This window comes from Actinoplanes lutulentus (assembly GCF_003259845.1).
Classification (GTDB): Bacteria; Actinomycetota; Actinomycetes; order Mycobacteriales; family Micromonosporaceae; genus Actinoplanes; species Actinoplanes lutulentus.
The window spans coordinates 86,386-113,136 of sequence record NZ_QLMJ01000018.1; the positions used below are offsets into that span (position 1 = coordinate 86,386).

Sequence of the window (26,751 nt, forward strand, 5' to 3'; positions counted from 1 at the left end):
TCCTATATGACCTGGGCCCGGCTCCTACTTGAAGAGCTCCAGCGGCACAGCCTCGGCCATGGCCGCCATGCCGGCGTCACTCGGATGCAGATGGTCGCCGCAGTCGTAGGCAGCCGCTATCCGGTGCGGGACGGCCGGATCTCGCACGGCCTGGTCGAAGTCGATCACGGCGTCGTACTCGCCTGAGGTACGCACCCACCGGTTGAACGCGTCGCGCTTGGCCCTGCTCACCGTGTTGTTGAGACGTCCGTGGTACTCGCCGAACGGGAGCAACGTCCCGCCGATCATCGTGACGCCGGCGGCCCGGCCCTTGGCGATCAGCTCGCGATGACCGGCGATCAGCTCCTCGGCGGTGGCCGGCGGGTTGAGACCGAGGTCGTTCACGCCGAGCAGGACGATCACGTGGCTGACGCCGGGCTGGGCAAGGACGTCACGGTTGAAACGGCGCAGGCCGGCCTCGCCGACCGCGGCGTTGTTGCCGGCACGCCCGGTACGCCCGATCGGCCCGGTGAGCAGCCGATTGCCGCTGAGGCCGGCGTTGAGCACGCCCCGGTCCAGGTTGTCGGCCCGCATCCGCGCCGCCAGCAGGTCCGGCCAGCGGTGGTTGGCGTTCTCCACCGTGTTGACGCCCCGGGTGATCGAGTCGCCGAACGCGACGATCGTCGAGGTGGAGCGGCGAACGCGGACGCTGACGCCGGAGAGGAACACGTACGTCGCGAACGGCTTGCCGGCCAGGTCGACAGCCTCGGTGAGGTCGCCGGGGCCGACCTGGTTGGTCTGGAAGGCGCGCGGGGTGATCGTGCCGACCTCGGTCTTCTCCGGCAGGTAGACGCTGATCACCAGGTCGGCGCCGGGCGGCACGACCAGGCCGGCGGCGTCGCTGAGCAGGGTGCCACCGGCCGGGATGACCGCTTCGGTGCGGCCGGCGAAGGTGAGCTGCTGCCCGGTGCCGGGCACGATGGAGGCGGTCGCGCCGTTTCCTGCGCGCAACGCGAGACGGGCAACTCCGATGCGTACGGAATGGGTGCCGAACTCGTTACTGAAGCGCACCTGTGGCCGGTCCCCTCCGGCGCTGGTGTGGACGACCTGTCGTACGGTCTGGTCCGCGAGGGTGTAGATGTGACTCACCGGCTGGGCGGTGACCGGGGCAGCCCAGGTGCCGGCCCGGGTCGGCACGCGCACCGTGGGAGCGCGCTGACCTGCCGTTCCGGGGGTGGCCGCGAGAGCCACCGCGCCGGCGCCGCCGAGCAGCAGGGCGCGGCGGCTGGCAGCCCGGGCAGTCCTGCCCAGGGCCGTGTCGAGGAGAAAATTTTTCCGCTTTATGCCGGTAAGCTAAATAACTCCCCAAGGCCTCGTCAAGCTGCCGAACGCGGTACCGCCACCCGGCAGTGCGACAGTTGTCACACCACCGAGTGGCGGTCGTTCAATGAGTCGTCTTTCCGGCAGCGATTCTCAGCCGGCCAACTCTCAGCCGGCAAACAACTCTCAGCTGGCCAACTCTCAGCCGGCTAACTCTCAGGTAGCGGTGGAACAGGTCAAATTCTGTACCTGCGCCGCCGCCGTTCCCGAGGCGAGGAACCCGAACGTGACGTAACCGCTGGCCGGGACCGTGGCGTTCCACGTCTCGTTCGTGACCGATACCAGGGATCCGCTCGACGTGGCCTTTCCACTCCACGTCTGCGCCAGGGTCTGGCTTCCGGGGAACGTCCAGGACACCGTCCAGCCGTTCACCGGCGTGGTGCCGGCGTGCACCATCACCTCACCCTGGAACCCGCCGGTCCAGGCGGACACCACGGAGTACATCGCGGTGCAGCCACCCGTCGAACCCGGCGGGTTGGACGTGCTGGGCGACGTGCTGGGCGAAGCCGGTGTGCTGGGCGAGGGAGATGTACTGGGTGAGGGCGACGTGCTGGGTGACACCGAGGTGCTGGGCGAGGGCGACGGTGTGCCGCCCGTTCCCACGCCGGTGACCTCACCGTTGCCGCCGTCGAAGACCACGTCCGAGCAGCCGTAGAACGTCTCCTGGCTGTCCGAGCGCGCCCACACCGAATAGATCAGGTGCTTGCCGGTCTTCCCCGCGGGAAGGTTGCCGTTCCAGTAGTAGTGGCCGTCGTCGGTGCCCGGCCCACCGTTCGCCGGCGGATTGGTGACCTGGTCGAACGGTGTCGGCTCCAGGTCGCTCCAGGCGAGCGGCTTCGTCGGGTCGTACCCGTCCTTGGTGATGTAGAGGGAGAACGTGCCCGGGTGCTTGGCCCAGTCGTTGTACTTGAACTGCACGTTCGCGCCGGCCGTCAGGTGGGTGAGCGGCCAGTCGTTGCGGGCCAGGTTGAATCCGGTGAAGTTGTACGGCCCACCGGTCCCGCCGCTGCACAGCTGGCCGTCGGGGAGGAACCCGTTGACCCGTCCGGCGCCGTCCGAGCGAAGCACGGCGAACCAGTTGTAGAGCGAGTTGACCCCGCTCTGCGCCACCGCGGCGGCGCAGGCGGCGTTCTTCGGCTCGATCGCGCCGGTCTGCGGGTTGCGGCCGTCCTGGTAGCAGAACCAGGTCCGGCTGCCGGGAACCTGCAGGGCGCCGTGTGCCTGGGCGGCCGTCGCGGGCAGCGCCAGGATCCCGGCCGCGGCGGCGAACACGACCACCGCCGCCATCTTCAGCAATCGGGCCATTCTGGGAAGTCTCATGTCAGCCCTCCGGGAACAACCGGGCGTAATCGGCGTAGCCGGTTGCCACGTCGACCTGAGCCCAGAAACGGTGGTAGTTGAACGTCGGCGCGGGACCGCCGTTCAGGTACGCCTCGACCTTCGGGAAGTCCGGGTCGTTGCGGTAGAAGCTGCGGATGTCCAGGAACGAGACACCCGGCTTGATGACGTCACCGTTCGGCATCTCGCCGGACCAGCCCGGCGGGATGTAGAGGCCCTGGCCGGTGGAGGCGTTGTAGACGTCGTCCATCCGGTTGTAGTCGGCCCGGGTCTCGGTGACCGAGACGCCCTTGCTGTCCTTGAACGCCCAGATCGCGTCGAGCAGCCCCTTGGCCGCGGTCTTCGCCTGCGCGTTGCCGGACTTGGCGGCGTAGTAGGTGAGCAGCTTGGCGTACGAGCCTGCCACGCCGAGGTCCTGTCCCCGGCTGGTGACCGTCACGTGCAGGCCGGTGTTGGCCTGCGGGCTCGACGGGTTCCAGGTGTTGGGCGTACCCGACCAGGCCAGGTCGGACGGGATCGCGAAGGTGTCGTCCTCGATCGTGGTGTTCGCCAGCGCCCACGGCACCCACTTGTCGAGCACCGACTTGGCCTTGGTGTCACCGGTCGCGTAGTAGTACTCGGCCAGCCGTTCCAGCGACCAGGTCTGCATGCCGAACCAGCGGTTGGACGGCGGGTCCTCGTAGACCGGCGCCTCGACGTACGCGAGACCGTAGAAGGTCGGCGTGCCCGCGGGCCGTGCCGAGTAGTTGCCGTTCCAGCTGTTGGTGGCGCCACCGGCGATGGCACCCTCGGACGACTGGAGCCACTGGTAGAACTCCAGCTGGCGGTTCAGGCTGTTCTGCCAGTCCGCCTTGGCCGTCGGCGACTTCGGGTTGAACGCGCTGACGTTGGACAGGATGTAGGCCGCCATCGGGTTCTGGTAACCGAAGTGGCTGGTGCTGGACCCGATCCGCCAGGCCCATCCGGCGTTGGTGTCGTAGGCCCCGCCCCAGGCGTAGTACCACGACATCAGGTTGTTGGAGCTGCTCTTGCCGGTCCCGGCGGTGCACGACGTGGAGGCGCAGCCGGGGTTCTTGAAGTACTTGTCGTAGAACGAGTACCGCAGGTAGTCACCCATCTTGGCGGCTTTCGCCACCGCGTCGGAGATCTGCGAGGCCTTGCCCTGCTCGGTCGCCCATGTGTACGCCCAGTACGCCACCTGCACCGCGCGCGAGTCCGCGTCCGGGGCGTTGGTGTACTTCCACTGCTTGGCGTACGACGCGTCCTTGGTGAACAGGTCGAGGTATCCGTTCGGGCCGCCGTGGGCGAACGTGTCGCAGGACGGCTGCGGCACGGTCTCGAACGTCGACTCCTGCGGGCCGCGCTGGAACGTGTTGATGTACGTGACCCGGCTGGTCCCGTCACCGCAGTGCCCGAATCCGTACGTGTTGTCGACGTCCAGCAGCCAGTGCATGCCGTAGATGTCGTCGGTGCCGTACGCCGCCTTCAGCTCGGCCGCGAGCGGGTCGGTGCCGACCGAGACGCCGGTGTCGAGCTGGGACGGGTACTGCGACGGCAGCGGGTACTCGGCCGCGTACGTGGCCGGCTTCTGCGCGTTGTAGTTCGCGTTCGTCGGCTGGTCGGCGTGCGACGGGATGATGTACTTCTCCATCGTCGCCCAGGCGCTGTTGAACGCCGCCCAGTCACCGGTGACCTGCCCGTGCTCGGCTTCCAGCCACAGCCAGTAGCTGAACGCCTCGCTGGTGGTCTCGTGGCCGTGGTCGGGCGCCTCGTCGATCAGCGTCTCGATCGAGTGGTACGGCACACCCTCCGGGCTGAAATACCCGTTGGCCGGGTTCTTCAGGTCGTTGTAGAGCTGGGTGAACCGGGCGTCGACCGAGCCCTCGTCGACGATCGTGACGGCGACCTGCGCCGCGGTGTGCCCGGAAGCGGTGGCCGAGATCGTGGCGGTGGATCCGGCGGTGGCCGAGGTGGCCGCCGCGATCGTCACGCTCTGGCCGGTGCTCCAGTTCGACGGCGTGAAGGTGAGCGTCGCCGGGGTGGCGGTGACCGCGGTGGTGCCGGCGCTACGGGCCACCGCGACACTGACGTTCGCGGCCGGCGCCTTGCTGAGTGCCAGCTTGAGGCTGCCGCTCGCACCGGCCGCCAGGGTCAGCGAGGTGGCGTCGGCGACGATCGCCGGGGTGGTGGCCGCGTCGACGAAGACCGGCACGTCGGCGGTGGTGCTCCGGGTGCCGGCGCCGTCGAACGCGACGGCTTGCAGATGGTACGCGGCAGCTTGGGCGGGAACCCCGCTCCAGGTGTACGCGTACGGCGCTGTGGTGTCGCTGCCGAGCAGCAGCCCGTCGTGGTAGAACTCGACCCGGCTGATCGTCTGCCCGGCCGCCGCGGTGGCGTTGGCGGTGATCGGGATGGACGCCGGCGCGGTGTACCGGGTGTTCGCCGCCGGGCTGCTGATCTGCACGGTCGGCACGGCCGCGGTCTGGTTGCAGGCGGTCCCGTTCAGGGTGAACGAGGTGGGCACCGGGTTGGCGCTGGTGAACGTGCCGTTGAAGCCGGTACCGACGGTCGCCCCGGTGGCGAGGGAACCGTTCCACGCGGCGTTGGTGACGGTGACGTGCTGGCCGCTCTGGCTGTAGACGCCGCTCCAGCCCTGGCCGGCCTTCTGCCCGGCGTCGGGGAAGTCGAACTGCAGATTCCAGCTGGTCAGCGGGTCGCCGGTGTTCTTGATCTGGATGTCGCCGGTGAAGCCGCCGGTCCATTGGCTCTGCACCTTGTAGACGACGGTGCAGCCGGCCGCGGCGTACGCCGGGGCGCCGGCTGCGAGGACCGCGCCGGCGCCGAGGACGGCGACGCCGGTGACAGCCACTCTGCGACGGAAAGTGCCCGGTGATCCGGGTGGTTTGAACCTCACGGGGATCCTTTCTGCGCCGAGAGCCGTGGCATCCGGAGCCCGGGAAGCGGGAGAGCAGGCCCGGACGCCACGGTCATCCCGGCTACGGGGTGGTGGTGCAGGCGACGGGGGAAGGGACGGGGTTGGTGGTGCCGGTGGTGCTGCCGAGGAATCCGAAGGTCGTGGATGCCCCGGACGAGAGCGCGCCGTTGTATCCGGCGTTGACGACGGTCACGGCGGTCCCGGATTGGGTCGCGGTGCCGCCCCAGCTCTGAGTGACGGCCTGGCCGCCGGTGTAGGCCCACGTGACGGTCCAGCCGTTGGTGGCAGCCGTCCCGTTGTTCTTGACGGTCACCTCACCCTGGAAGCCGCCGGTCCACTGCCCGGTGACCCGATATGTGGCAGTGCAGCCGGACCCGGTCGACGGGGAAGAAGACGGGGAGACCGAAGCCGACGGCGAAACAGAGGCCGATGGAGAGACCGAAACCGACGTGGACGGCGAAGGCGAGGACGACGAGGACGAAGCCGAGGGCGTAGGCGATGAAGGCCCACCGTTACGGTCCGCGTACAAGATCCCGCGCCCGTTCGTCCCCAGATAGACCCGGCCGTAGATCCGCGGATCACCGGCCAGGGCATCCCCGGCGTTGCCGTACTGGTGGGCATCGTCGTTGATCCGCACCCAGGCCGACCCGCTGTTATCGGAGCGGAACACCCCGTCAACCCCGTCAACCGTCCCGACCAGGAACACCGCCGGGGAGACAGCGCCCGGAGCGGCCTTGCCGAACGCCACGTTGATGCCCGACGTCACCGTCGAGACCGCCGTGAACGTCCGCCCCGAGTCGGTGGACCGCAGCAACCCGGTCGAACCGGCCAGCCACACCTCACCGGCGACTCCCGGCACGGCCTTCAGGTTGACCCGGCCCTCGGCAGGCATGGCAGCGGCCGACGTCGTGAACGTCGCCCCTCCGTCCACGCTGAAATAGAACTTTCCGGCCGCGTACCCATAGAAGGTCTTGGGGTTGACCCGGTCGGACTCGACCTTGGCGCCGGCGGGGATGCCGGTCGACGCGGACCAGGTGCTGCCTCGCGTGGTCGAGTAGTGCACGCCGACGCCGGCCGGCGACCAGACCACCGCGTTGGCGTCAGCGCCGACCGCGACCGTGCCGCCGCCGGTGACGCCGGACGGTTCCTGGCCCTGGTACCAGTTCTTGCCGCCGTCGTTGGAGATACCGATGTGCGGTGCGGCGTCAGCATTACCGACCCGCACGAAGAACGACGGGCTGAGCTCGGCGAAATCAAGGCCGGTGTTGCTACCGAGCGACGGGGTGTCGTGGAAGTTCGCCGGCACCGCGTCGAGGTCCGCGTGGTGGAAGCCGCCGACGTCATACAGCGCGCTGACCAGCGGTGCACCGGTCGGCGGGCTGGCCAGGTCCTGGACCGCGGTCTCCTCGATGCCCTTGGCGAACGGCTTGATCGTGAAGGTGGATCCGGCGTCCCAGTTCGTCAGCTGGGTGGTGCCGTACAGCGTCGCGCCGGTGCCGTAGAGCATCCGGCCGGAGTCGAACGGGTCGATCTCCAGGGACTCGTTCATCCAGCCGAGCTTCGGGCTCTCCTCGGGCGCCTGGCTGGTGCTGTTGAAGTCGAGCCACGGGTTCGCGGAGATGTCCAGGGTGTAGCGCTTGGTGCGGCTGGGATAGCTGCTCCAGTCCCAGACGCGCGTCCAGGTGGCGCCGTAATCGGTGCTGCGGAAGAAGATCGCGTCGGGCCACCAGGAGATCTGGGTGGCGACCATCAGGGTTCCGGGCTTCTGCCGGTCGACGGTGAGCCCGGAGTATCCGTAGTACCGGTCGGCGACCGGGGTGGGCGAGATGTCGGTCCAGACGCCGGTCTCGGTGTCGAGCCGGGCGACCTGTCCCGCGCCGCCGTCGTAGGGCCCGCCGGTGTCGCTGGTCGCGATGAACAGGTATTTGCCCTGGACGACGCCCTTGTGCGCGAGATATCCGGTGGGCTGGCCGGCGATCCGTTCCCAGGTGGCGCCGGAGTCCAGCGACCGGTAGACCGGGTTCTCCTTGTCAGCGACCCCGACGTAGACCCTGGTGGAGGCCGGGTCGAACGTCACCCAGCTCAGCCCCTGGTTCTGGCTCTGGTACCCGCTGGTGTCCGACGGGTCGGCCACGTAGTTACCGGCGTTCGGGAAGGCGCTGACCTTGGCCCAGGTCACGCCGTAATCGGTGCTGCGCCACAGCCCGTTGCCGCCTTCGGCCGCGAAGTAGACGTTGCGGTTGTTCCGCGGGTCGACGGCGAGCCGCTCCCCCATGCCCCGGCCGGGCATGTTGCCGCCGACCTTGAACGGCAGGACGGTCTTCTGCCAGGTGGCGCCCTTGTCGGTGGAGCGCAGGATGGCGCCGTTGTTCGGGTCCCAGCTGTTCGTGTACATCCCGGCGGCTGCGTAGACACGGCGGGTGTCGACCGGGTCGGTGGCGATGCTGAGGACACCGTTGTATCCCCAGTCCTTCTGACCGACCCAGTCGAGCAGCGGGGTCCAGCTCTGCGCGGACTGATTCCATCGGTACGCGCCACCGATGTCGGTACGCGCGTAGATGAGGTTCTGCTCGCCAGGGTTGAAGACGATGCCGGGAACGAAGCCACCGCCGTCGATCCGGACGTTCTTCCAGGTGTAAGGCTCGGCGGGAGCCGCAACGGCGGGGGTGAAGGGGGGACCGGACACGACGACGGTGACCGCCGTGGCCACGAGCGCGAGGGCGGCGAGCACTGCTCCGCCGGGGGACCTTCGCATGCGAGACCTTCCATAAGTCGAGAGCCCGCGGGTCAAACAAACCCGTCAGTTAAACCAACCCATCGATGGACGTTCATGTGGGAGCGCTCCCAGCAGCGTCGTTCGATGTCATCCTCGCGTCAAGAGCCGGAAACCTCGCGTTGACATGGCGCGAAAAGACGACAGCGCCGAAAAGCCCGCCGAACGCCTCAGCCAGAGACGTAATCACTACACAGCGTGACCATTGATCTTCATCCAGCGACCACCGCGGGTTGGCCGGACGAACATTCGGGAACTCCCCCGTTCCGGGTCGCACATTCGGTGGGATCTACGGCTCACAAGTGGACAAACCGCCGGGATTTCTCCTGTGTATCATTCGGCGGAACACGCAGGCCGGCACCGTCCAGGACGCCGGCCGGCCCGCCGGATATCCAGACGGCGGGCCACGGCCCGCGTACGTGGCGTAACCGCGGGACGGCCCTGGTCACGGGCCGGCCCCCAATAAGGGCCGGACTCAGCCGCGGCAGGCCGGAGAAGCGGCGGAGGAGATCGCATGAAGGTTTGTGTTGTCGGTACCGGCTATGTCGGCTTGACCACCGGTGTGAGTCTCGCCTTCCTCGGGCACGAGGTGACCTGTGTCGACCTCGACCAGGCCAAGGTCGACATGCTCACCGCCGGCCGGTGCCCGATCTACGAGCCCGGCATGGAGGATCTGCTCGCCGAGGCCGCACAGAACCTGACGTTCACCACCTCCTACGCCGACGGGGTCCCCGGCGCCGACGTGGTCTTCGTGGCGGTGCAGACGCCGTCGGCCGCCGACGGCAGCCCGGACCTGCGGTACCTGCGCAGCGCGGCCGAGAGCGTGGCCCAGGCGCTCGACCACGACTTCACCGTCGTGGTGAACAAGTCGACAGTCCCGATCGGCAGCGGCAACTGGGTCGACGCGATCCTGCGCGACTCGTTCAAGCAGCGCCAAAAAGAGCAGGGCGAGAACCGGCCTGAGGGCACCGAGTTCGCGGTCGCCTCCAACCCGGAGTTCCTCCGCGAGGGCAACGCGATCGCCGACACCCTCTACCCGGACCGGATCGTCATCGGCTCGGACAACCCGCGCAGCCTCGAGGTGCTCAACCGCCTCTACCGCCCGATCATCAACCAGACCTTCACGCCGCCGACGTTCCTGTCCCGCCCCGAGGACGTCAACGCGGTCCCGCTGGTCTCCACCGACCTGGCCTCCGCCGAGCTGATCAAGTACGCCGCCAACGCGTTCCTGGCCCTGAAGATCAGCTACGCGAACGAGATCGGCCAGCTCGCCGCGAAGGTCGGCGCCGACATCACCGAGGTGGCCCGCGGCATGGGCCTCGACCAGCGGATCGGCTCGCGCTTCCTGCAGCCCGGCGTCGGCTGGGGTGGCTCCTGCTTCGGCAAGGACACCAAGGCCCTGATCGCGACCGCCTCCGAGTACAACCTCGAGATGCCGATCGTGAAGGCGGCCCGCGACGTCAACCAGCGGCAGCGCGCCATCGCGGTGGAGCGCCTCCAGGACGAGCTGCGCATCCTGAAGGGCCGCAAGATCGGCCTGCTGGGCCTGGCGTTCAAGCCGAACACCGACGACCTGCGTGACGCGCCGGCGCTGGACATCGCGAACTCGCTGCTGGCCCGCGGCGCCCGGGTGAAGCTGCACGACCCGGTGGCGACCGACCGGTTCCGCGTCGAGCAGCCGGAGCTGGCGCCGTATCTGAGCCCGACGATCGACGAGCTGTTCGCCGACTGCGACGCCGTCGTGCTGGTGACCGAGTGGGCGCAGTACCTCGAACTGGACTGGTCGAAGTTCGTCGGCCTGATGCGCTCCCCGATCCTGCTCGACGGCCGCCACGTGCTCGACGCCGACCGCATGCGCCGCCTCGGTTACAAGTACCTGGCCGTCGCGGGCTGACCCCGACTAAGAACGCCCGAACCGCCGCGGTAGCCGAGAAGGCTCCGCGGCGGTTCTCTTTTGCGGCTTAAGCACCTAGTCCCGAACTCCAACAAAACCGACTCACCGCCGTGTTTGTGGGGTATAAATCAGGGTAAAGGTCCATGTAAGCACCGTCGAGAGATAGGCTCTTCCGCCAATCTTCTTAACCGGTTAAGGTGCCAGGGCGTCGCAGCGATATCGTTACCGACTCGATCACGACGAAATCATTGCGCAACTTGCTGGTTACCTCTTGACTGTTGGTCAAGAAGCGCTTCGGACGGCGGCGTCGCCACCAGAATTGGCCGGTGACGCCGGAGGCGCTATATGACATAGGGAGCGGTATGTTCGGTCAACGTGGGAGTTCGCGATCCCGGGTCGCGCTCGCCGGTGCCCTCAGCGTGGGCCTGGCTTTCAGCCTGGCCGCCTGCGGCGACAGCGACGATTCCGATAGCGGTACCACCGACAGTTCGGCAGCAGCAATCGACTGCTCGCCCTACGCGGCGTTCGGCGACATCAAGGGTAAGACGGTCACGATCTACACGGGCATCGTGACCCCGGAGGACACCCCGCACAAGGAGTCCTACAAGCCCTTCGAGCAGTGCACCGGCGCCACCATCAAGTACGAGGGCGACAAGGCCTTCGAGACTCAGATCCTGGTCCGCGCCAAGGCCGGCAACCCGCCGGACCTCGCGTTCGTGCCCCAGCCGGGTCTGCTCCAGCAGCTCGTCGCCACCGGCAAGGCGGTCGAGGCCCCGGCCGAGACGTCCGCCAACGTCGACAAGTGGTTCGGCGAGGACTGGAAGGCGTACGGCACTGTCGACGGCAAGTTCTACGCCGCGCCGCTGGGTGCCAACGTGAAGTCCCTGGTGTGGTACTCGCCCCAGGAGTTCAAGGACAAGGGCTACACGGTCCCCACCACCCTGGCGGACCTGCAGACCCTGACCGACAAGATCGTCACCGACGGCGGCAAGCCGTGGTGTGCCGGCATCAGCTCGGGTGAGGCGACCGGCTGGCCGCTCACCGACTGGGTTGAGGACTTCGTGCTCCGCACCGCGGGCCCGGAGACCTACGACAAGTGGGTCAAGCACGAGATCCCCTTCAACGACCCGGCGATCGTCACCGCGTTCGACGCGGTCGGCGGTTACCTGAAGAACGACAAGTACGTCAACGGTGGCCTCGGCGACGTCAAGAGCATCGCCAGCACCACCTTCCAGGACGCGGGTCTCCCGATCCTGGACGGCCAGTGCTCCCTGCACCGCCAGGCGAGCTTCTACGCCGCGAACTTCCCGAAGGAGACGACGGTCGCTGAGGACGGCGACGTCTACGCCTTCTACCTCCCGGGTCAGGACGCCTCCTCCAAGCCGGTTCTCGGCGGCGGCGAGTTCGTCCTGGCGTTCGCGGACCGTCCGGAGGTCAAGGCCTTCCAGACGTACCTGGCGAGCGATGTCTGGGCCAACGCCAAGGCGAAGCTTTCGTCCGGCTGGGTCAGCGCCAACAAGGGTCTCGACACGAACAACCTGAAGAACCCGATCGACAAGCTGTCGGCGACCATTCTGCTCGACCCGAACGCGACCTTCCGCTTCGACGGCTCGGACATGATGCCCGCCGCAGTCGGCTCGAACGCGTTCTGGAAGCAGTCGACCAACTGGATCACCGGTCAGGACACCAAGACGACGGTGGACAACATCGAGAAGGCTTGGCCGCAGTAGTGAGTTAGCTGAAATGCACGGGGCCGGTCGGGCATAATCCCGACCGGCCCTAGCAGTCTCGAAATACCGTACATTTCGCTAGCCTCTTATTTGGTTTACCGCCCAAGGAGGAACGGGCCGCGTGTTCACCACCGCCTCCACTACCGCCGACAAGCTGTTCCAGATGTTCGCGGCGATCCTGCTGTTCGCCGCTGTCGTCGGTGTGATCCTGTTCATCGCCAGTCGTGTCGCGGGTAAGCGCGACAGCTTCGTGGCGTACCTGTACCTGGCCCCCGTCGTGCTGATGCTCAGCGTGGGCCTCCTCTACCCCGGTCTTCGCACCATCTACGAGTCGTTCTTCAACGCCGCAGGTGATGCGTTCATCGGGATCGACAACTACAAGCTCATCCTCACCGACTCGGAGCAGCTGGTCGTGCTCCGGAACACGGCGTTCTGGGTTCTCTTCACGCCGTTCCTGGCGACCGGCGTGGGCCTGCTCTACGCCATCCTGGTCGACAAGGCGCGGATCGAGTCGGTCGCCAAGGCGCTGGTCTTCCTGCCGATGTCGATCTCGTTCGTCGCGGCGTCGGTGATCTGGAAGTTCATGTACGAGTACCGCCCCGACCAGGGCAACGTGAAGCAGATCGGCCTGGTCAACCAGGTCATCGTCTGGCTCGGCGGCAAGCCGGTCCAGCTGCTGATCGACTCGCCGCTGAACACGTTCCTGCTCATCCTCGTGATGATCTGGATCCAGGCCGGTTTCGCGATGACGCTGCTCTCGGCGGCCATCAAGGCGATCCCGGACGACATCGTGGAGGCCGCCCGCCTCGACGGCGTCACACCGTGGGGCATGTTCCGCTTCGTCACGCTGCCCGCGATCCGGCCGGCGGTGATCGTCGTCCTGACGACCATCGCGATCGGTACGCTCAAGGTCTTCGACATCGTGCAGACGATGACCGGTGGCCGTTTCGACACGAGCGTGATCGCCAACGAGTTCTACAGCCAGAGTTTCCGCAGCGCCAACCAGGGTCTCGGCGCCGCGCTCGCGGTCGTGCTGTTCATCCTCGTGATCCCGATCATCGTCTACAACATCCGGCAGCTTCGCCGTTCGGAGGCGTGATGAGCACCGTCACTCCAGTCACCACCACGCCACCGCTCACCCCGGAGAAGGTCTCCGCGGCGTCGACGGCGAAGAAGAAGCTCACCTCGCCGTGGGCGTCGCTGGCCGCACTGATCATCGCGGTCCTCTGGACGCTCCCGACGTTCGGTCTGCTGGTCTCCTCGTTCCGCCCGGAGCGCGCGATCAAGACGACCGGCTGGTGGACGTTCTTCTCCGACCCGAAGGTCACGTTCGAGAACTACCAGGCCGTCTTCGACCCGGACAACATCAACCTGGCCGACTTCTTCCTGAACTCGATCGTCATCACCCTGCCGGCGGTCATCATCCCGCTGTGCCTGGCGTCGCTCGCGGCCTACGCGTTCGCGTGGATGAACTTCAAGGGTAAGAACTTCCTGTTCATCGCGATCTTCGCTCTGCAGATCGTGCCGCTGCAGGTCACCCTGATCCCGCTGCTGTCGCTCTACGTCGACATGGGCATCGCGAACACCTTCTGGACGCTCTGGCTGTCCCACTCGGCGTTCGCCCTGCCGCTGGCGATCTACATCCTGCACAACTTCATCAAAGAGGTGCCGTCCAGCCTGATCGAGGCGGCCCGGATGGACGGCGCCGGCCACGTGGCGATCTTCTTCCGGGTGCTGCTGCCGCTGCTCACCCCGGCGCTGGCCGCGTTCGGCATCTTCCAGTTCCTCTGGGTGTGGAACGACCTGCTGGTCTCCCTCACGTTCGCCGGCTCCCCGGAGATCTCCCCGATCACCGTCCAGCTGTCCAACCTGAGCGGCACCCGCGGCACCGCCTGGCACCTGCTCTCCGCAGGCGCCTTCGTCTCCATCATCGTCCCCGTGACGGTGTTCCTGCTGCTCCAGCGCTACTTCGTGCGAGGCCTCCTCGCCGGCAGCGTCAAGGGCTGACAAGACGCAAAACCCCTCGAAGGCCGCGCCCCGTTCCACGGGTCGCGGCCTTCGTCACACCCAGCCCCAGCCAGGCGCGCCCCTCACCCTTCCTCCTTCGGTACGCCTTTTCGCGGCCTCTCCTCATTCGCCATAGCGCCGTACCCGGTGCCCGGAGCCCGGCGCCCGGAGCCCGGAGCCGCCGGGACCAAGATGGCCCTGCTGGCTAGTGGAAATCCCGCTGGCAGTGGCCGCTCGGCCCTGATCGCCTCTTCGCCCCGCCCCCGCGGCGATCGTGGTCCCCGAACCACACCCCGACAGGAACAACGGCCCAAGATCGCGCAGGCCCGACGCGCGTGTCGACTTCGGGTTCACTACGCCCCCAAACTCGACACACACCCAGCGAACCGCCCGCCCGTGTCGATTTCAGGTTCGATACGCACCTCAACTCGACACACACCGGGCGGAGTGCTCACGGCGTGGGTTCAGGCCGTACACAACGCCACCGTGTGCCCCCATCCCCCCTGGATGAACGCTCACCGTGGGCCGTGGTCTGTCCTGGGCTCGGCACTCAGAGATCGTGAGCTGGCGGCGGGGCGCAGGGCGTTACGCCAGGCGACCGTCTCGAAGGGTGATCACGCGGTCGGCCCGGTCCATCAGCGCCGGGTCGTGGGTGGCGACCAGGGCGGTCATGCCACGAGCGTCGACGACGGCCCGGAGCAGATCCATGATGGCGCGGCCGGTGTCCGAGTCGAGCTGGCCGGTGGGTTCGTCGGCGATCAGCAGGTCGGGGTCGTTGGCCAGGGCGCGCGCCACCGCGACCCGCTGCTGCTGACCGCCGGAGAGCTCGCCGGGGCGCTGGGCGGCCTGGCCACCGAGGCCGACGAGTTCGAGGAGGACCGACACCCGCTCGTCGCGTTCGGCGGGGCGGCGTTTGGACAGGCGCATCGGGATGCTGACGTTCTCGGCGGCGGTCAGGATCGGGATCAGGCCGAACGACTGGAAGACGAAACCGATCACGTCGCGGCGCAGTTCGAGCAGTTCCTGCTCGCCGGCGCCGGTGACCGGGCGACCGGCGACCGTGATGGTTCCCGCAGTCGGGCGATCGAGGCCGCCGATCAGGTTCAGCAGGGTGGTCTTGCCGGCGCCGGAGCGGCCGCGGACAGCGATGAGCTCACCCTTCGCGACGGCGAAGGAGACGTCGCTCAAAGCGTGCACGGTCCGGTCACCGGAACCGAAGGCACGGCCGACCCCGGATACTTCGACGACGCTCATCGGTCCTGCTCCCCCGAGGCACTGGGTCTGACTTCGACGTGGTCCGGTTCCAGGTTGAGGCGGACGCGGTCGCGGAGGCTCAGGGCCTCGACGAACGCCGCCGGCAGTTGCAGGCGACCGGCCCGGTCGAGGACGGCGTACTCCTCGGTCACGTGTTCCTCGGTGCCGTCGGCGGCGATCCGGGCCGATCGGCGTACCTCGGAAGCGGTTTTTCCGTCCCGGATGGCGACCGCTCGGCGGACCTGGCCGGCCACGTTCATGTCGTGGGTGACCACCACGACGGTGACGCCGAGTTCGGCGTTGACGGTGCGCAGCGCGCCGAACACCTCGTCGGCGGTGGCCTCGTCGAGCTCACCGGTCGGCTCGTCGGCGAAGAGCACCTCGGGGTCGTTGGCGAGCGCCACCGCGACCGCGCACCGCTGCTGCTCACCACCGCTCATCTGATCGGGACGGCGGCCGGCCTTGTCGGCGAGCCCGACCATGTCGAGCAGTTCGAGAGCGCGGTCCCGCTTGACCGACCCGGCCAGTTTCATCGGCAGCGAGACGTTCTCCTGGGCGGAGAGATACGGCAGCAGGTTGCGCGCGGTCTGCTGCCAGACGAACCCGACGATCTTCCGCCGGTATTCGAGGCGTCGCTTCGCGGAGAGGCCCAGCAGGTCGAATCCGGCAACCCGCGCCACCCCGGCGGTGGGTTCGTCGAGGCCGGACAGGATGTTCAGCATTGTCGACTTCCCGGATCCGGACGCGCCGACGACCGCGAGCAACTCACCCCGGTCGACGACAAGATCCAAACCTTGAAGAGCGACAACCTCAACACCTTCGGTACGGAAGATGCGCACCAGCCCGTCGCAGACGATGTGCCCGCTGAGCCGGTCCTGTCCGCCGGCGCGGGCCGCGGCTTTCTCGGCCGCCTTGATCTCCAGTTCAGCCAGATCCATCAGGCCAGAGTCCATCAGGACTGCTCCTCTCCGAGCCGCAGTACCGTGCCGAGGCGCAGGCGGCGGTTGGCGATGTCCTCGACGACGAGGGCGGCGATCACGGCGAGAACCGTGACGACCAGGACCCCGGCGGCGAGGTACGGGTCGGCGCTGATCTCGGCCGGCACCCCGGCGGTGAAATCGTCGAGGCCGAGCGCGGGTGCGATCAACGCCGGCAGCGCGGCACCGGTGAGTGCGCCGGCGAGCACGGCAACACCGAGCAGGGGTACGAGTTCGAACACCAGCAGTCCGCGGCCCTGGCCCGTGGACAACCCGAGGGTGCGCAGGCGGGACAGGGTCCGGCCGCGGGCCGGAGCGCCGGCGAGGACGGTGAGCGCGACGGCGAGCAGGGCGAGCGCGGCCGAGGCGACCAGCCCGGCGGCGAACGTGAAGCTCAGCACCCCGTCGACACCACGTTCGTCGAGGCTTTCCCGGTACGCGGCCCGGGTCATGACGGTCGCCGGCATGTTCAGCTCGAAGTCCTCCACGGCCTTGCCGGTGGACTTCAGCGTCTGGGCCCGCTGTCCGTCGTCGGCGACCCGTCGCACGGCGGCGGGATCCCAGCCGTCCCCGTCCACCAGGATGCGGTTGGGGACGAGCGGCTGGAAGTCCGGGATCAGCATGGCCTGACTGGGCAGGACCAGGAACTCGCGGACGCCGGTGCCGAGACCCGGGACGGTGTCGCGGACGGCGGCCACCCGGAACACGTACCGCCGGCCCTGGATGTCGATCTTGCCGCCCGCGCCGATCCGCTCGGCGACCTTCGGGGAGGCGACCGCCGGGACGACCTCGGAGGGGCCCGCGTTCACCAGCTCCGCGGGCAGGTCGAGGCCGGAGGTGGCCGCGTCGACCACCATCGCCTGGATCTGCGAGATCAGCGGGCTGGAGTCGCTGCGCACCTCGGCGGCCGACGCGAGCAGCAGCGGCGTGGCCCGGGTGACGCCGTCGATCTCGGCGATCCGTGCCGGGGTGTCCACGGCGAACGAGAAGCCGGTGACCACGGCGTCGGCGGGTACGGCCAGGTCAGCGGCCCGGTCCCGGCCGTGCCCGACGGTGGTGGCGACGGTTCCGGCGAAGATGCCGGTGGCGATCGCGACGACCAGCACGCTGAGCGGCCAGGACCGCATCGGCGCGCCACGGCCGGCGCCGGCCAGGCCGAGGAACGCGATCGCGCCGCGGGCCCGGGCGGTGAGCCGGCCGGCGGCGCGCAACGGGAACGGCACGAGCCGCAGCGCGATCAGGGAGGCCGCGACGGACAGGAGGACGGGCACGGCGATCAGGTACGGGTCGACGCCCGCGCCCGCGTCGATACCGCGGCGGCGTACCAGATAGGCGCCGCCGGCGGCGAGGGCGATCAGGAAGAGCTCGCCGGTGATCCGCCGGGGCGACGGCTTGCTGCCGGCCAGGTCCTGCCGGTGCCCGGTGAAGTCGGGCCGGTGAGCGGCGGCGGCCGCCAGTGCCGCCGGGCTGAGAAGCGCGAGCAGCGTGAACCCGAGAACCAGCAGTGGTTCCTCCGGGTCGGGACGGCCGGATATCAGCAGGCTCGGCACCAGGGCACCGGCCAGCCAGCCGATCGCGGCGGCCGGCAGGACGACGAGGGCGGCCTCGGCGGCGGCGCGGCCGGCGATCGCAGCGACCGAGCCGCCACGGGCCCGGATCAGCGCGTACTCGGTGCGGCGGCGGTCGGCGGCCAGACGCGCGGCGAGCAGGATCAGGCCGGCCACGGTGGCGAGGATGCCGGCCTGGACCACGGCGAGAACGGCCTGGACGGCACGCAGCTGCTTGTCGAAATCGGCGAGGGTGGTGTCGACGCCGCTCTGCAGGGCGGTCTGGACGGGCGGGCGCCGGCGGGCCTCGGCGACGGCCGTGGTGAGGCCGGTGACCTGGTCGGCGGTGAGCAGCTGGTCGTCGAGGCGGTACCGCCAGCGCTGCTTGAACTCGCCGGCCTTCTCGGCGGTCACCTGGGCGCCGATCGGGTCGGTGAGCAGGGTGGCCCGGTACCGGGTGTCCTCGAGGATCGACGGGCAGGCGACCCGGGCGAGTTTCTGGTCGGCCCAGAACGGCGCTGTCGCGTCGACGGGCTCGTAGCGGCCGACGATGCGTACCGTCGCGTCGTCGACCCGGGCGTGCAGGGTGACCGCGTCGCCCACCTTGAGTCCGAGGGCTTTCGCCTCGTCGGTGCCGATCATCGCTTCGGCGTTCGAGCCGGCGGATCGGGGCGCGCGGCCCTCGACGATCCGGGTGGCCTGGTCGGAGCCGGTCTGGCGGCGGATGCCGACCAGCGACGGGCAGGCTCTGAGGTACTCGCCACCCACCGTGGCGTCGACCGGGCCGATCTCGGTGACGAACCAGCTCTGCGTGAGCAGCCCGGGCAGCGGGGCCGGCAGCTGCTCGCGGATCGGGTCGAGCTGCGACGCCCGGTCTTCCGCGGCCACCGACCCGAAGTCACGGGCCAGGGTGAACGTCAGGTCCCGGGAGCTGGACATCAACGCGCCGATGTCGGCGCGCAGGCCCTCGTCGGTGGTGCCGTTGGCGAGACGCCCGGGGCCTGCGGAGAGGAACGCCGCCAGCCCTACCAGCGCCGCCAGCAGGCCTAATTGGCCGGCGAACGCGCGTACCCTCTGCATGATCATCGCTCTGCTCCCAAGCGCAATCGCGCGGCAGGCAGCTTGCGCGCCGCGGCGGCCGCGGTCAGCGCGCTGAGCGCGAGTGCGACGCCCACCAGAAGGGCGACGCTGCCCGCGGTGGGCAGCCAGCCGACCTGCAGAACCGGTTCCGGGACCGGGCGCACCGCGGTCGGGGTGAGTACGAGCAGCGGGGCCATCGCGCCGGCGACCAGGAGTCCGACGGCGAGGCCGGCGAGGGAGCCGACGCCGGCGAGGAATGCCTGTTCGACCACGAGGGATCGGGCGAGCAGGCGCGGGCCGGCGCCGAGGGTGTGCAGGACGGCGAGTTCACCGGCGCGGCGTCCGGCGGTGGCGCGGGAGTCGGCGGCGATGCCCGCGGCGGCGAGCAGGACGGCGCCGAAGGCGGCGAGGAAGAGGGCCACCCGGGCGCCGGCACCGAACGGGTCCCGGGCCGCGGAGCCGGCGATCTCGGCGCGGTCGAGGACGTCCAGGCCGCTGGCGGCGACGGTGGGATTTCCCTTGATCCACCATTCGGTGGTTCGCGGAGCGATGCCGTACGCGGTGAAGAGGGTGGCGTCGAGGGCCGGTCGGTCGGCGAGGATCGCCGGGCCGCCGGTGGTGCCGGGGATGCGGTCGACGACGGCTACGACCGTGACCGGGACGCTGGCGCTGTTGATCGACAGGAACGCGGTGGCGCCCTGGGTGGCGTTGAGGTCGGTCATGGCTTCGCGGGTCATGGCTACCGGGACCGGTTCGCGGATCACCACCGGGGTGACGGCGAAGCGGCTGGTGGCGGTCAGGGTTCCGTCGTCGTCGGGGGCGGCGCCGCCGCCGCTGCGGGTGACCGACTGCCACTCGCCCTCCTGGCCGGTGATGCGCCAGGTGGTGGTGATCGGGTTGCCGAGCAGGTCGGAGGAGGCGAACGGTTCGACGAGGAAGCCGGCGAGGCTCGGGGTGGCCGGGTCGGAGGTGGCCGGGTCAGAGGTGGCCGGGCCGGAGCTCGTTGCGGTGGCTGTGTCGGCGTTGAATGTCGCTGGTTTGCCGTCGTCGCTGGTGCCCAAGTCCACACGGTGGCCGTCGGTGAAGACCGCCAGTGTGCGGACCGGCCCGCCCGTGGTGACGATTTTCCCCGATTTAAGCGTCCTGCCGGTGATTTCCGACTTGCGCTCGGCAGCGAGCCAGGCGAGCACCTCGGCCGGTGGGCCGCCCATCGCGTCGTCGCGGCCCAGCATCACCCCGGCGCCCGCTTTCGTGTCCAGCGCGATCAGCTCCGCCGGGTCGCTGCCCGCGGACAACGGCATCGACTCCCGCCAGCCGGGCACGACCGTACGCACCCCCGGCAACGCGGTCAGCTCGGCGAGGCGGTTGTCCGGCGCGACGCCGCCCTCCTCCACGAGCCGCAGGTCCGCGCCGACGGTCTGCTCGGCCTGATCGTCGATGGAGGCGCGGGCGGTGTCGGCGAGCGCCCACGACACGGTGGCCGCGGCGACCGCGAGAGCCAGCATGACCATCGGGCCGGCGTGCGCACGGCGGCCCGCCTGCCAGGTGCCGAGCAGCGGGGAACGGCTCACGCCCCGGTTCAGCCGGGCCGCGGCGAACCGGGCGATCGGCGGCAACAGCCGGATGGCGAGAACCGCGCCGGTCAGGACTCCGAGGGTGGGTGCGGCGGCAAGAAGCGGGTCGACGCCGGCGATGGCTCCTCCCGTTGTCCCGGTTCCTCCTGTTGTCCCGGTTCCTCCGGCTATCGGGGATGAGTACTGGCGCAGCTGGATCCAGCCGAGGACCGCCAGAGCGACCACGACCAGGTCGATCCCGGCCCGGCGGAAGATCGGCAGCCGGGCACGCCCCGCGGTCTCCGCCACATAGGTACGTGCCTTGCGCAGCGCCGGCACGGTCAGCGCCAGGATGCCGCCGGCCGCCGCGAGCGCCGCGATCAGCCAGACCGACCCGGTCAGCACGGGTTCCAGACGCAGCGCTCCCGGCAGCGGGACGATTCTCACCAGCGCCACCGCGAGGGGCGGCGCGAGCAGAGCGGCCGGCAGAACGAGCACGAACGCCTCGGCCGCCGCGTACCCGGCCAGCTGCCTCCGGGACGCACCCCGCGCCCGCAGCAGCGCGGTCTCCCCACGCCGGGCCTCACCCAGCAGGAGCGCGACCAGGGTCAGGGCATAACCGCCGAGGACGGCGAGCAGGAGGACGGGGGTGACCAGGGCGGATCGGCGTACCAGGTCGGCGCGATCAAGCCGCTCGGCCAGCACCGGAATGCCGGTGGTGATGGTCGCGGACGCGGCCAGACCGGTCACTTCAGGCAGTCGCGCGCCTACAGCCGCGACAATCTCTGCGGTACGCCCAACGCGCTCGATAGTCATGCCAGAGAGAGTCGCGGCGGGGTTTCCGGAGGCCGGGGTTGCGCCGGTCGGGGTTCCAGGGGTTTGAGTTCCGCCGGTTTGGGTTGCGCCGAACAGCTCGGGTTGCACCAGCCAGCCGGCGGAGGCGCCTTCGGCGAAGTCAGCGGCAAACGTCTTCCCGGAGACCACTATCGGACCGTGCGTGGCAGTCTGCGGCAGCCGCCCGGAGAAGACGTCCGGCAACAGCAGCCAGTACGGATCGGTAGCGTCCCGAGGCCGCCACAACCCGGAGACCGTGACCGGAACGATCTCATCAGTACGCCGATCCAGCAGCCGCATCGTATCGCCGGTCGTCAGCCCGAGCAGCTCCGCGACCGGCTCGGCGAGGGCGGCGGTTCGTTTGCCCGGCTGGTCTGCCGGCCAGTCCCCCGAGGCCAGATCAGCATGCTCGGGCAGTTCCTCAAGCACGACCACGTCGGCGTAAACGAGGCCGTTCGAATCCGGGGTAGCCCCAGCCCCAGCCCCGTCAACAGCCCAACCCGACGCGTACGAGGCACTACTGACCCGCCACCCCCCGCCGGCCACACCAGCGGAGCCGGGCTTCCCAGCCGAGCCGGGGCTACCAGCCGAGTTGGCGGAAGGCGTGCCGGCCGAGTCGACGGCGGGCGTGCCAGCGGAGGCGGGCCTGCCGGTCGAGCTGTCGGCCTCGCCGTGGGCGGCCCGTTCCTGGGCCGCACCCTCTTCGTAGGCTGCCCGAATCTTCTCGGCCCGCCCCTCAGCGGCCGCCCCGCGAACCAGCACCGACCGCTCGGCAGGCGCGGCGGCGACAACGGCAGCCTGCACACCGGCCTCCGCAGCGGCACCCGCATAAGCGGTCAAACCGGCCAGCAGCACAGCAGCGATGAACATGACCGCCGCTCCGGCAGCCAGCAGACCTTTGGCGGCGGCAGCGCGCCGAACGATCAACGCCATGGGGAACCGGGGACGAGCATGGGCACGGATCTTGCCATATGGGAAGCGAACCGGTGACCCCACCGGCCCCTGTGATCATTTCCGCGCCCAGCCACTCTCCGCGCAGCCACTCTCCGCGCAGCCACTCTCCGCGCAGCCACTCTCCGCGTAGCCGCTCCGCCAGACCGTCCCCAACGCCAACCACTGCGCGCGAGCGACGGACCCGCACCGCCCCGACGGCCGGCGGCAACGTCAGCGCAAGCCCTCCGTCCGCAATCTTGGCAACGTTCGGCTGCTCGAGTTTCGCCATTCTGTGGATAGGTAGCGCCGGCTCTCGGCGGAAGGTGTTGTTCAGATCTTGTGCAGTTCGGCCGTCCGATCGACCGCGAACGCACGAATAGCCGGGTGGCCGCCACCGTGGCGTGTCGATTTCGGGTGATCCGCGGCCTCTGTAGTCACGCGCTGCCACCACAACAGTGGCGAGATCTGGCTTTGTGGAAACCTGTGGGGGCCAGAGCACCTACAGGTCTCCAAACATCAGGCCGGAACCGGCAGCGCCCCTTGCCAGGCGCTCACCCTCGGTGATCGTTCGGCGAGACGAGTGACACCGGCAGACCACCCGGACACCGCCGGCGAGAAACGTGGGCACCACGTCACCGGGCAGAACCCAAGGGTTCCTGTCGAAAGGGTCCCGACCAGGGCCGCCCACCACAAACATGGCGAAGCCGAGCGGCCGAGATGTGGCTCTTGCACACCACGATCACGACGTTTGGGGCTTGGGCAACGAGAACGGCGCGGCGAACATCGCTATTCGCCGCGCTCGCTCCGCTCTAACGGCTGGCCTGCGCCCTTACCGACTGGCCCGCCCTAAGAGCTGGCCCAGCCCTCCGACTGGCCGGCCCTAAGAGCTGGCCCAGCCTTCCGTCTGGCCCGCTCTAACAGCCGACCTCGCTCTTACGGCTGGCTTCGGGGGCTCTCCGGGGCCAGCGTGTCGATGAACTCGTGCGGGTCGTGCAGCTCGGTGGTGCGTCGCGCCTCGTCGGCCTGTGCCTTCAACGTGCTCGCCACCGACGCCCGGTCCGCGCCCGGAATCGACGACACCGTGTTGTAGGCCTTCTCCGCCAGCGCGTATGCCGCCCGGTACTCATGCGCGGCGAACGCCTTCGACGACAATCCGAGCAGGCCGTCCGCCGTACGCAAGGAGGTCTTGCCCTTGCCGGAAGGCACCGTGGCGGCCAGGCGGTTCGCGGCCTCCCAGTAGGCGGCCGTGAGGAACCGGTCGCTGTTGTCCCGGTCGAACTGGCTGAAGTCCCAGTTCACGTCGATGTAGCTCATCATCGAGTTGTTCTCGTCGCCGGCGTTGACGAAGTAGAACTCCCCGCCCGGGCCGTAATCGACGCCGGTCGTGCTGTCGTAACCGTCGTGCGGGTGGCTCATGCCCAGGTGGTGGCCGACCTCGTGGATCTGGGTGGTGGTGAGGCCGTATCCGCTGGCGACCACCTCCGGGGAGATGAACGAGAAGACATACGACTGGTCACCGGTCGTGTAGTCGTCGTCGGCGAACCCGAGCGCCGGCACCCCGACGCCCTCGGCGACCGCGTAGTTGAACAGCGGAATCTCGTAGTCGACCTTGCCCTGGTCGTCGAGGGCCCGGTCCAGGTTCTCCTTGTTGTAGAGGTACAGGTTTGCGAACGCCGGGTAGCCGCTCTCCGGGTAGCAGGACTCGTCCGTCAGCAGCCCGAGGTAACACTGTTCGGCCTGGGCGTCGTAGGGCAGATCCTGCGAGTCGTAGCTGAGCTTGTTACGCCAGCGCAGCTCGGCCAGCTCCGCCTTGAGCAGGCTCGGCGTCACGTACTGCTCGGAGGCGTCGACACCGGGCCAGCCCTCGTACGTGTTGTCGTCGATGTTCAGCGACTTCGGCAGCTCCGGCGTCGGCAGCTCCACCGGGTAGAGCGGCGACGTGGTGAAGAGCAGGTTCAGCGCCACGTACCGGGTGATCTTGCCGAGGTCGCCGGCGAGCGCGGCCGGGGAGCGGAAGCCGTTGGCCGCGTACTCCCAGGTCGGCGGCATCCGGTAGTCGACGACGCCGTCACCGTCGAGGTCCGGGTTGTCGACGTCGTAGTTGCTGGTCCACGACTCCGGACCGGCCGACAGGTCGTGGAACCAGACCCGCCGGGTCGCGCCCAGGCCGGTCTCCTCGTCGTCGGCCGTCGTGCCACCCCAGGCGATCATCTTGCGGGAGTCACGGTTCGCGCCGAAGTCGTAACCGGTGTCCGGGTCCGGCTCGCCGGCCTTCGTGTAGACGTGGTGCTTGAAGTCGGAACGCCCGTACCAGTTCACGAAGAAGACCGTGTTGCGACGCGTGTCCACGCCCCGGGGCGGGTTGAACGCCAGCCACTTCTCCACGCTGGGCGCGTCGATCGTGGTGTTGTTCGGAATGTCCAGCACGTTGCCGGCCTGATCGTTGTAGGCCTGCTGGTACGCGGTCAGCGGCGCTGCCTTGCCCAGTTTGCTGAGCTGCCCGAAGAACTTGTTCTCGTATGACGTATCGGCGTAGTTAAGTTTGTAGTCGTACTTGTAGGTGATGCCGAGCTTCTCGGTCACCCCGTAGGACAGCCGGGACCGCACCACCGGCTCGTAGGACGGCGCCAGCTCGGCGAGGAAATCGCTCTTGGCGACCTGTGACGGCTCATATCCGACGAAGACCACGTTGACCGGGACCTTCTCGACCAGACGCGCCTGCCCACCGGGGTTCAGGTAGGAAAGGCTCGGCTTCGAGTGGGCGCCGGCGGGTCCCGCCGAGGCCGCCACGAGAGCCGCGACGAGCACTATGACGAACGGGCTTCTCCTTCTCATGTGGACACGCTGCCATCAACCACCACCGATGTGAAGTCCTTGCCCATGCTCACCCCGCGTTGACAACAACACTTAACGTTCGTCGATGTCCGGAAAAATACGGACCGCTCTGCAGGCCGCTCTGCAAACCTGCTCTGTTGGCGGCAATGCTCTGGCGGCAACGTGCCGAGCGAACCGGGGCGTCCCCGCGGCCGCCCGGCAACGCCGCCCGCGCCGATATCGGCGTACTGGTGGGGTCCAGGAGTTGGCGAGTGGTGATCACAACCGGCCGCCGGCCGATCGTCAGGGGTCGTCACACACCCGCATGGCGTCTCGGCGAACGGTCGGATCTGGGCATCCGGGGCTGCTCCCACCGGCCCGCCCGGCGCCGGCGAACGATCAGGGCAAGGACAGCGGGGTACGCGCCAAGCACCAGCAACCCCGCCCACCAGGACAACGGAAAGTACCCTGCCGACGGGGCATAGTGCGCCGTCACCTGCGGGTACTCAACGAGCGTCTGACCAGCCGCGAACCCCGCCGCCGGAGTGACCCGCAGCAGCCACTGAGCGACGGGGTCCGGCAGCAGGGCAACCGTCGTGACGACGTAGGGCACGAAAACCAGCAGCGTCGAGACCACGACGGCCGCCCATCGACGCCCGAAGAGCTCACGAAGCTGGCCGGCAAGGATCGCGCACAGTGCGAACGCCACCCCGAGTCCGATCGCCACTCGTGGCACCGGGACGACGACGCCCACCGCGATCAGTCCGGTAAGGAAACTCGCGGCCGCCATCGCAAGCAGCGGACGACGGCCCACCGCGCCCGTGGCGGACGACGACACCACCGACGTGCCGACCACCAACACGATGATCAGCGCGATCGGCAGCCCCATCAGAGCCAGGCGGGCCGTGATCAGAGGTTCATCGCCGAACGGCCCGATGTCACCTGCTCCGCTGACCGTGACGACACCGGCCTGCTCGACCGCACCGGAAGCATGGCGCAGCCGCTCCCAGTCAGTCCGGTTCATCTCGCCGACCGGGTCACTCGCCCAGGCGCCACCGGGACTCACGTTGTCGAAGACACCGACCGCCTGGGTGAAGCGGACCTCCTCGACGGACCCGCCAAGAGCGACCCGGCGCAGCGTGAGATCGCCGGGTGACGTGGCGAAGAGTCCGATCTGGACGGTGTCCGGGAGCCCGTCGAGGCGCGCAGTCCCCACGGTCTCCCAGATCTTCCCGTCGACCGACTCCGAGCCGGTGACGGTCGCACCTGAGCGGGTCAGCCGAAGCCAGCGCGGTGCCTGCTCGGAAACGCCGCCGGGTCTGCCCGCGACGTCGTGCCGATAGTTGTGCTGGAACCGGACTCCGTGGTCACCGGTCATCATCACGGCCGCGTAAGGCGACCCTTGTCGCAGCCCGTCTTTCAGGATGAGACCCACTTTGGCCCAGGGAACCAGCCCGGACACGATCTCGTCGTGGTCCGGAGGCGGATAGGTGATCGTGCCGGTCATCGCGGTCAGTCGCACCGTGAGGCTTCCCTCGGTGCCGAGATCGCGATGCAGAAACCAGAACTGGTCGGCGACACCGGGGCCGGCGCCTTCTCTACCAGGACTCCCTGGACCGCCAGCAAGCAGCAGACCCGGCACGACGACGGCGAGGACCGCGGCGACCAGTGCGACGATGCTCCTCTTTCTCATGCCGTCGGTTCTACGCACCCCGACATGACA

General features: G+C 68.9%; 14 protein-coding genes. 4 read left to right on the plus strand and 10 right to left on the minus strand.

Going from position 1 to position 26,751, the window contains the following annotated elements; all coding sequences use genetic code 11:
- Positions 1-24: 24 nt before the first annotated feature.
- The 4 genes from B0I29_RS32685 to B0I29_RS32700 all read right to left on the minus strand — a co-directional run bounded on the left by B0I29_RS32685 (position 25) and on the right by B0I29_RS32700 (position 8,387).
- Positions 25-1,182 carry an SGNH/GDSL hydrolase family protein gene (locus tag B0I29_RS32685; protein ID WP_245972910.1) on the minus strand — a complete coding sequence of 386 codons (1,158 nt, stop codon included), beginning with the start codon at positions 1,180-1,182 and terminating at the stop codon, positions 25-27.
- A gap of 333 nt (positions 1,183-1,515) precedes the next feature.
- Positions 1,516-2,679 (minus strand): lytic polysaccharide monooxygenase auxiliary activity family 9 protein, encoded by a 1,164-nt coding sequence (locus B0I29_RS32690; RefSeq protein ID WP_111652987.1) that lies wholly within the window; start codon positions 2,677-2,679, stop codon positions 1,516-1,518.
- A 1-nt stretch (position 2,680) separates the two neighbouring features.
- A complete protein-coding gene (locus B0I29_RS32695) occupies positions 2,681-5,566 on the minus strand; it encodes a glycoside hydrolase family 48 protein (protein ID WP_111652988.1) in 2,886 nt (961 codons plus the stop codon).
- 127 nt (positions 5,567-5,693) lie between these two features.
- Positions 5,694-8,387 carry a cellulose binding domain-containing protein gene (locus B0I29_RS32700; protein ID WP_111652989.1) on the minus strand — a complete coding sequence of 898 codons (2,694 nt, stop codon included), beginning with the start codon at positions 8,385-8,387 and terminating at the stop codon, positions 5,694-5,696.
- Between the two features lie 532 nt (positions 8,388-8,919).
- Here B0I29_RS32700 and B0I29_RS32705 point away from each other — a divergent pair.
- The 4 genes from B0I29_RS32705 (at position 8,920) to B0I29_RS32720 (ending at position 14,036) form a co-directional block, all read left to right on the plus strand.
- Positions 8,920-10,299, plus strand: a complete 1,380-nt coding sequence (locus B0I29_RS32705; protein ID WP_111652990.1) for a UDP-glucose dehydrogenase family protein — start codon at positions 8,920-8,922, stop codon at positions 10,297-10,299.
- Positions 10,300-10,661: 362 nt separating this feature from the next.
- Positions 10,662-12,029, plus strand: coding sequence for an ABC transporter substrate-binding protein (locus B0I29_RS32710; protein WP_111652991.1), 1,368 nt, complete (start codon positions 10,662-10,664; stop codon positions 12,027-12,029).
- Between the two features lie 163 nt (positions 12,030-12,192).
- Entirely contained in the window at positions 12,193-13,128 is a 936-nt protein-coding gene (locus B0I29_RS32715) for a carbohydrate ABC transporter permease (protein WP_220091480.1), read from the plus strand.
- Positions 13,128-14,036, plus strand: a complete 909-nt coding sequence (locus B0I29_RS32720) for a carbohydrate ABC transporter permease (RefSeq protein WP_111653124.1) — start codon at positions 13,128-13,130, stop codon at positions 14,034-14,036. Before B0I29_RS32715 ends, B0I29_RS32720 begins: the two co-directional genes overlap by 1 nt.
- 585 nt (positions 14,037-14,621) lie before the next feature.
- Here B0I29_RS32720 and B0I29_RS32725 read toward each other — a convergent pair.
- The 6 genes from B0I29_RS32725 to B0I29_RS32755 all read right to left on the minus strand — a co-directional run bounded on the left by B0I29_RS32725 (position 14,622) and on the right by B0I29_RS32755 (position 26,721).
- Positions 14,622-15,290, minus strand: a complete 669-nt coding sequence (locus tag B0I29_RS32725) for an ABC transporter ATP-binding protein (RefSeq protein ID WP_111652993.1) — start codon at positions 15,288-15,290, stop codon at positions 14,622-14,624.
- Positions 15,287-16,243, minus strand: coding sequence for an ABC transporter ATP-binding protein (locus B0I29_RS32730; protein WP_245972911.1), 957 nt, complete (start codon positions 16,241-16,243; stop codon positions 15,287-15,289). The genes B0I29_RS32725 and B0I29_RS32730 overlap by 4 nt, the downstream gene beginning before the upstream one ends.
- On the minus strand, positions 16,243-18,900 hold the full coding sequence (locus B0I29_RS32735; protein ID WP_111652995.1) for an FtsX-like permease family protein: 2,658 nt from the start codon (positions 18,898-18,900) through the stop codon (positions 16,243-16,245). The genes B0I29_RS32730 and B0I29_RS32735 overlap by 1 nt, the downstream gene beginning before the upstream one ends.
- Complete coding sequence (locus tag B0I29_RS32740) at positions 18,897-22,214, minus strand: FtsX-like permease family protein (RefSeq protein WP_146616955.1); 3,318 nt, start codon at positions 22,212-22,214, stop codon at positions 18,897-18,899. The genes B0I29_RS32735 and B0I29_RS32740 overlap by 4 nt, the downstream gene beginning before the upstream one ends.
- A 933-nt stretch (positions 22,215-23,147) precedes the next feature.
- A complete protein-coding gene (locus B0I29_RS32750) occupies positions 23,148-25,049 on the minus strand; it encodes a zinc metalloprotease (protein WP_146616956.1) in 1,902 nt (633 codons plus the stop codon).
- Positions 25,050-25,341: 292 nt separating this feature from the next.
- The gene (locus B0I29_RS32755) at positions 25,342-26,721 is read right to left on the minus strand and encodes a DUF1349 domain-containing protein (RefSeq protein ID WP_181558081.1); all 1,380 of its coding nucleotides are present in this window, start codon (positions 26,719-26,721) and stop codon (positions 25,342-25,344) included.
- Positions 26,722-26,751: the final 30 nt, after the last annotated feature.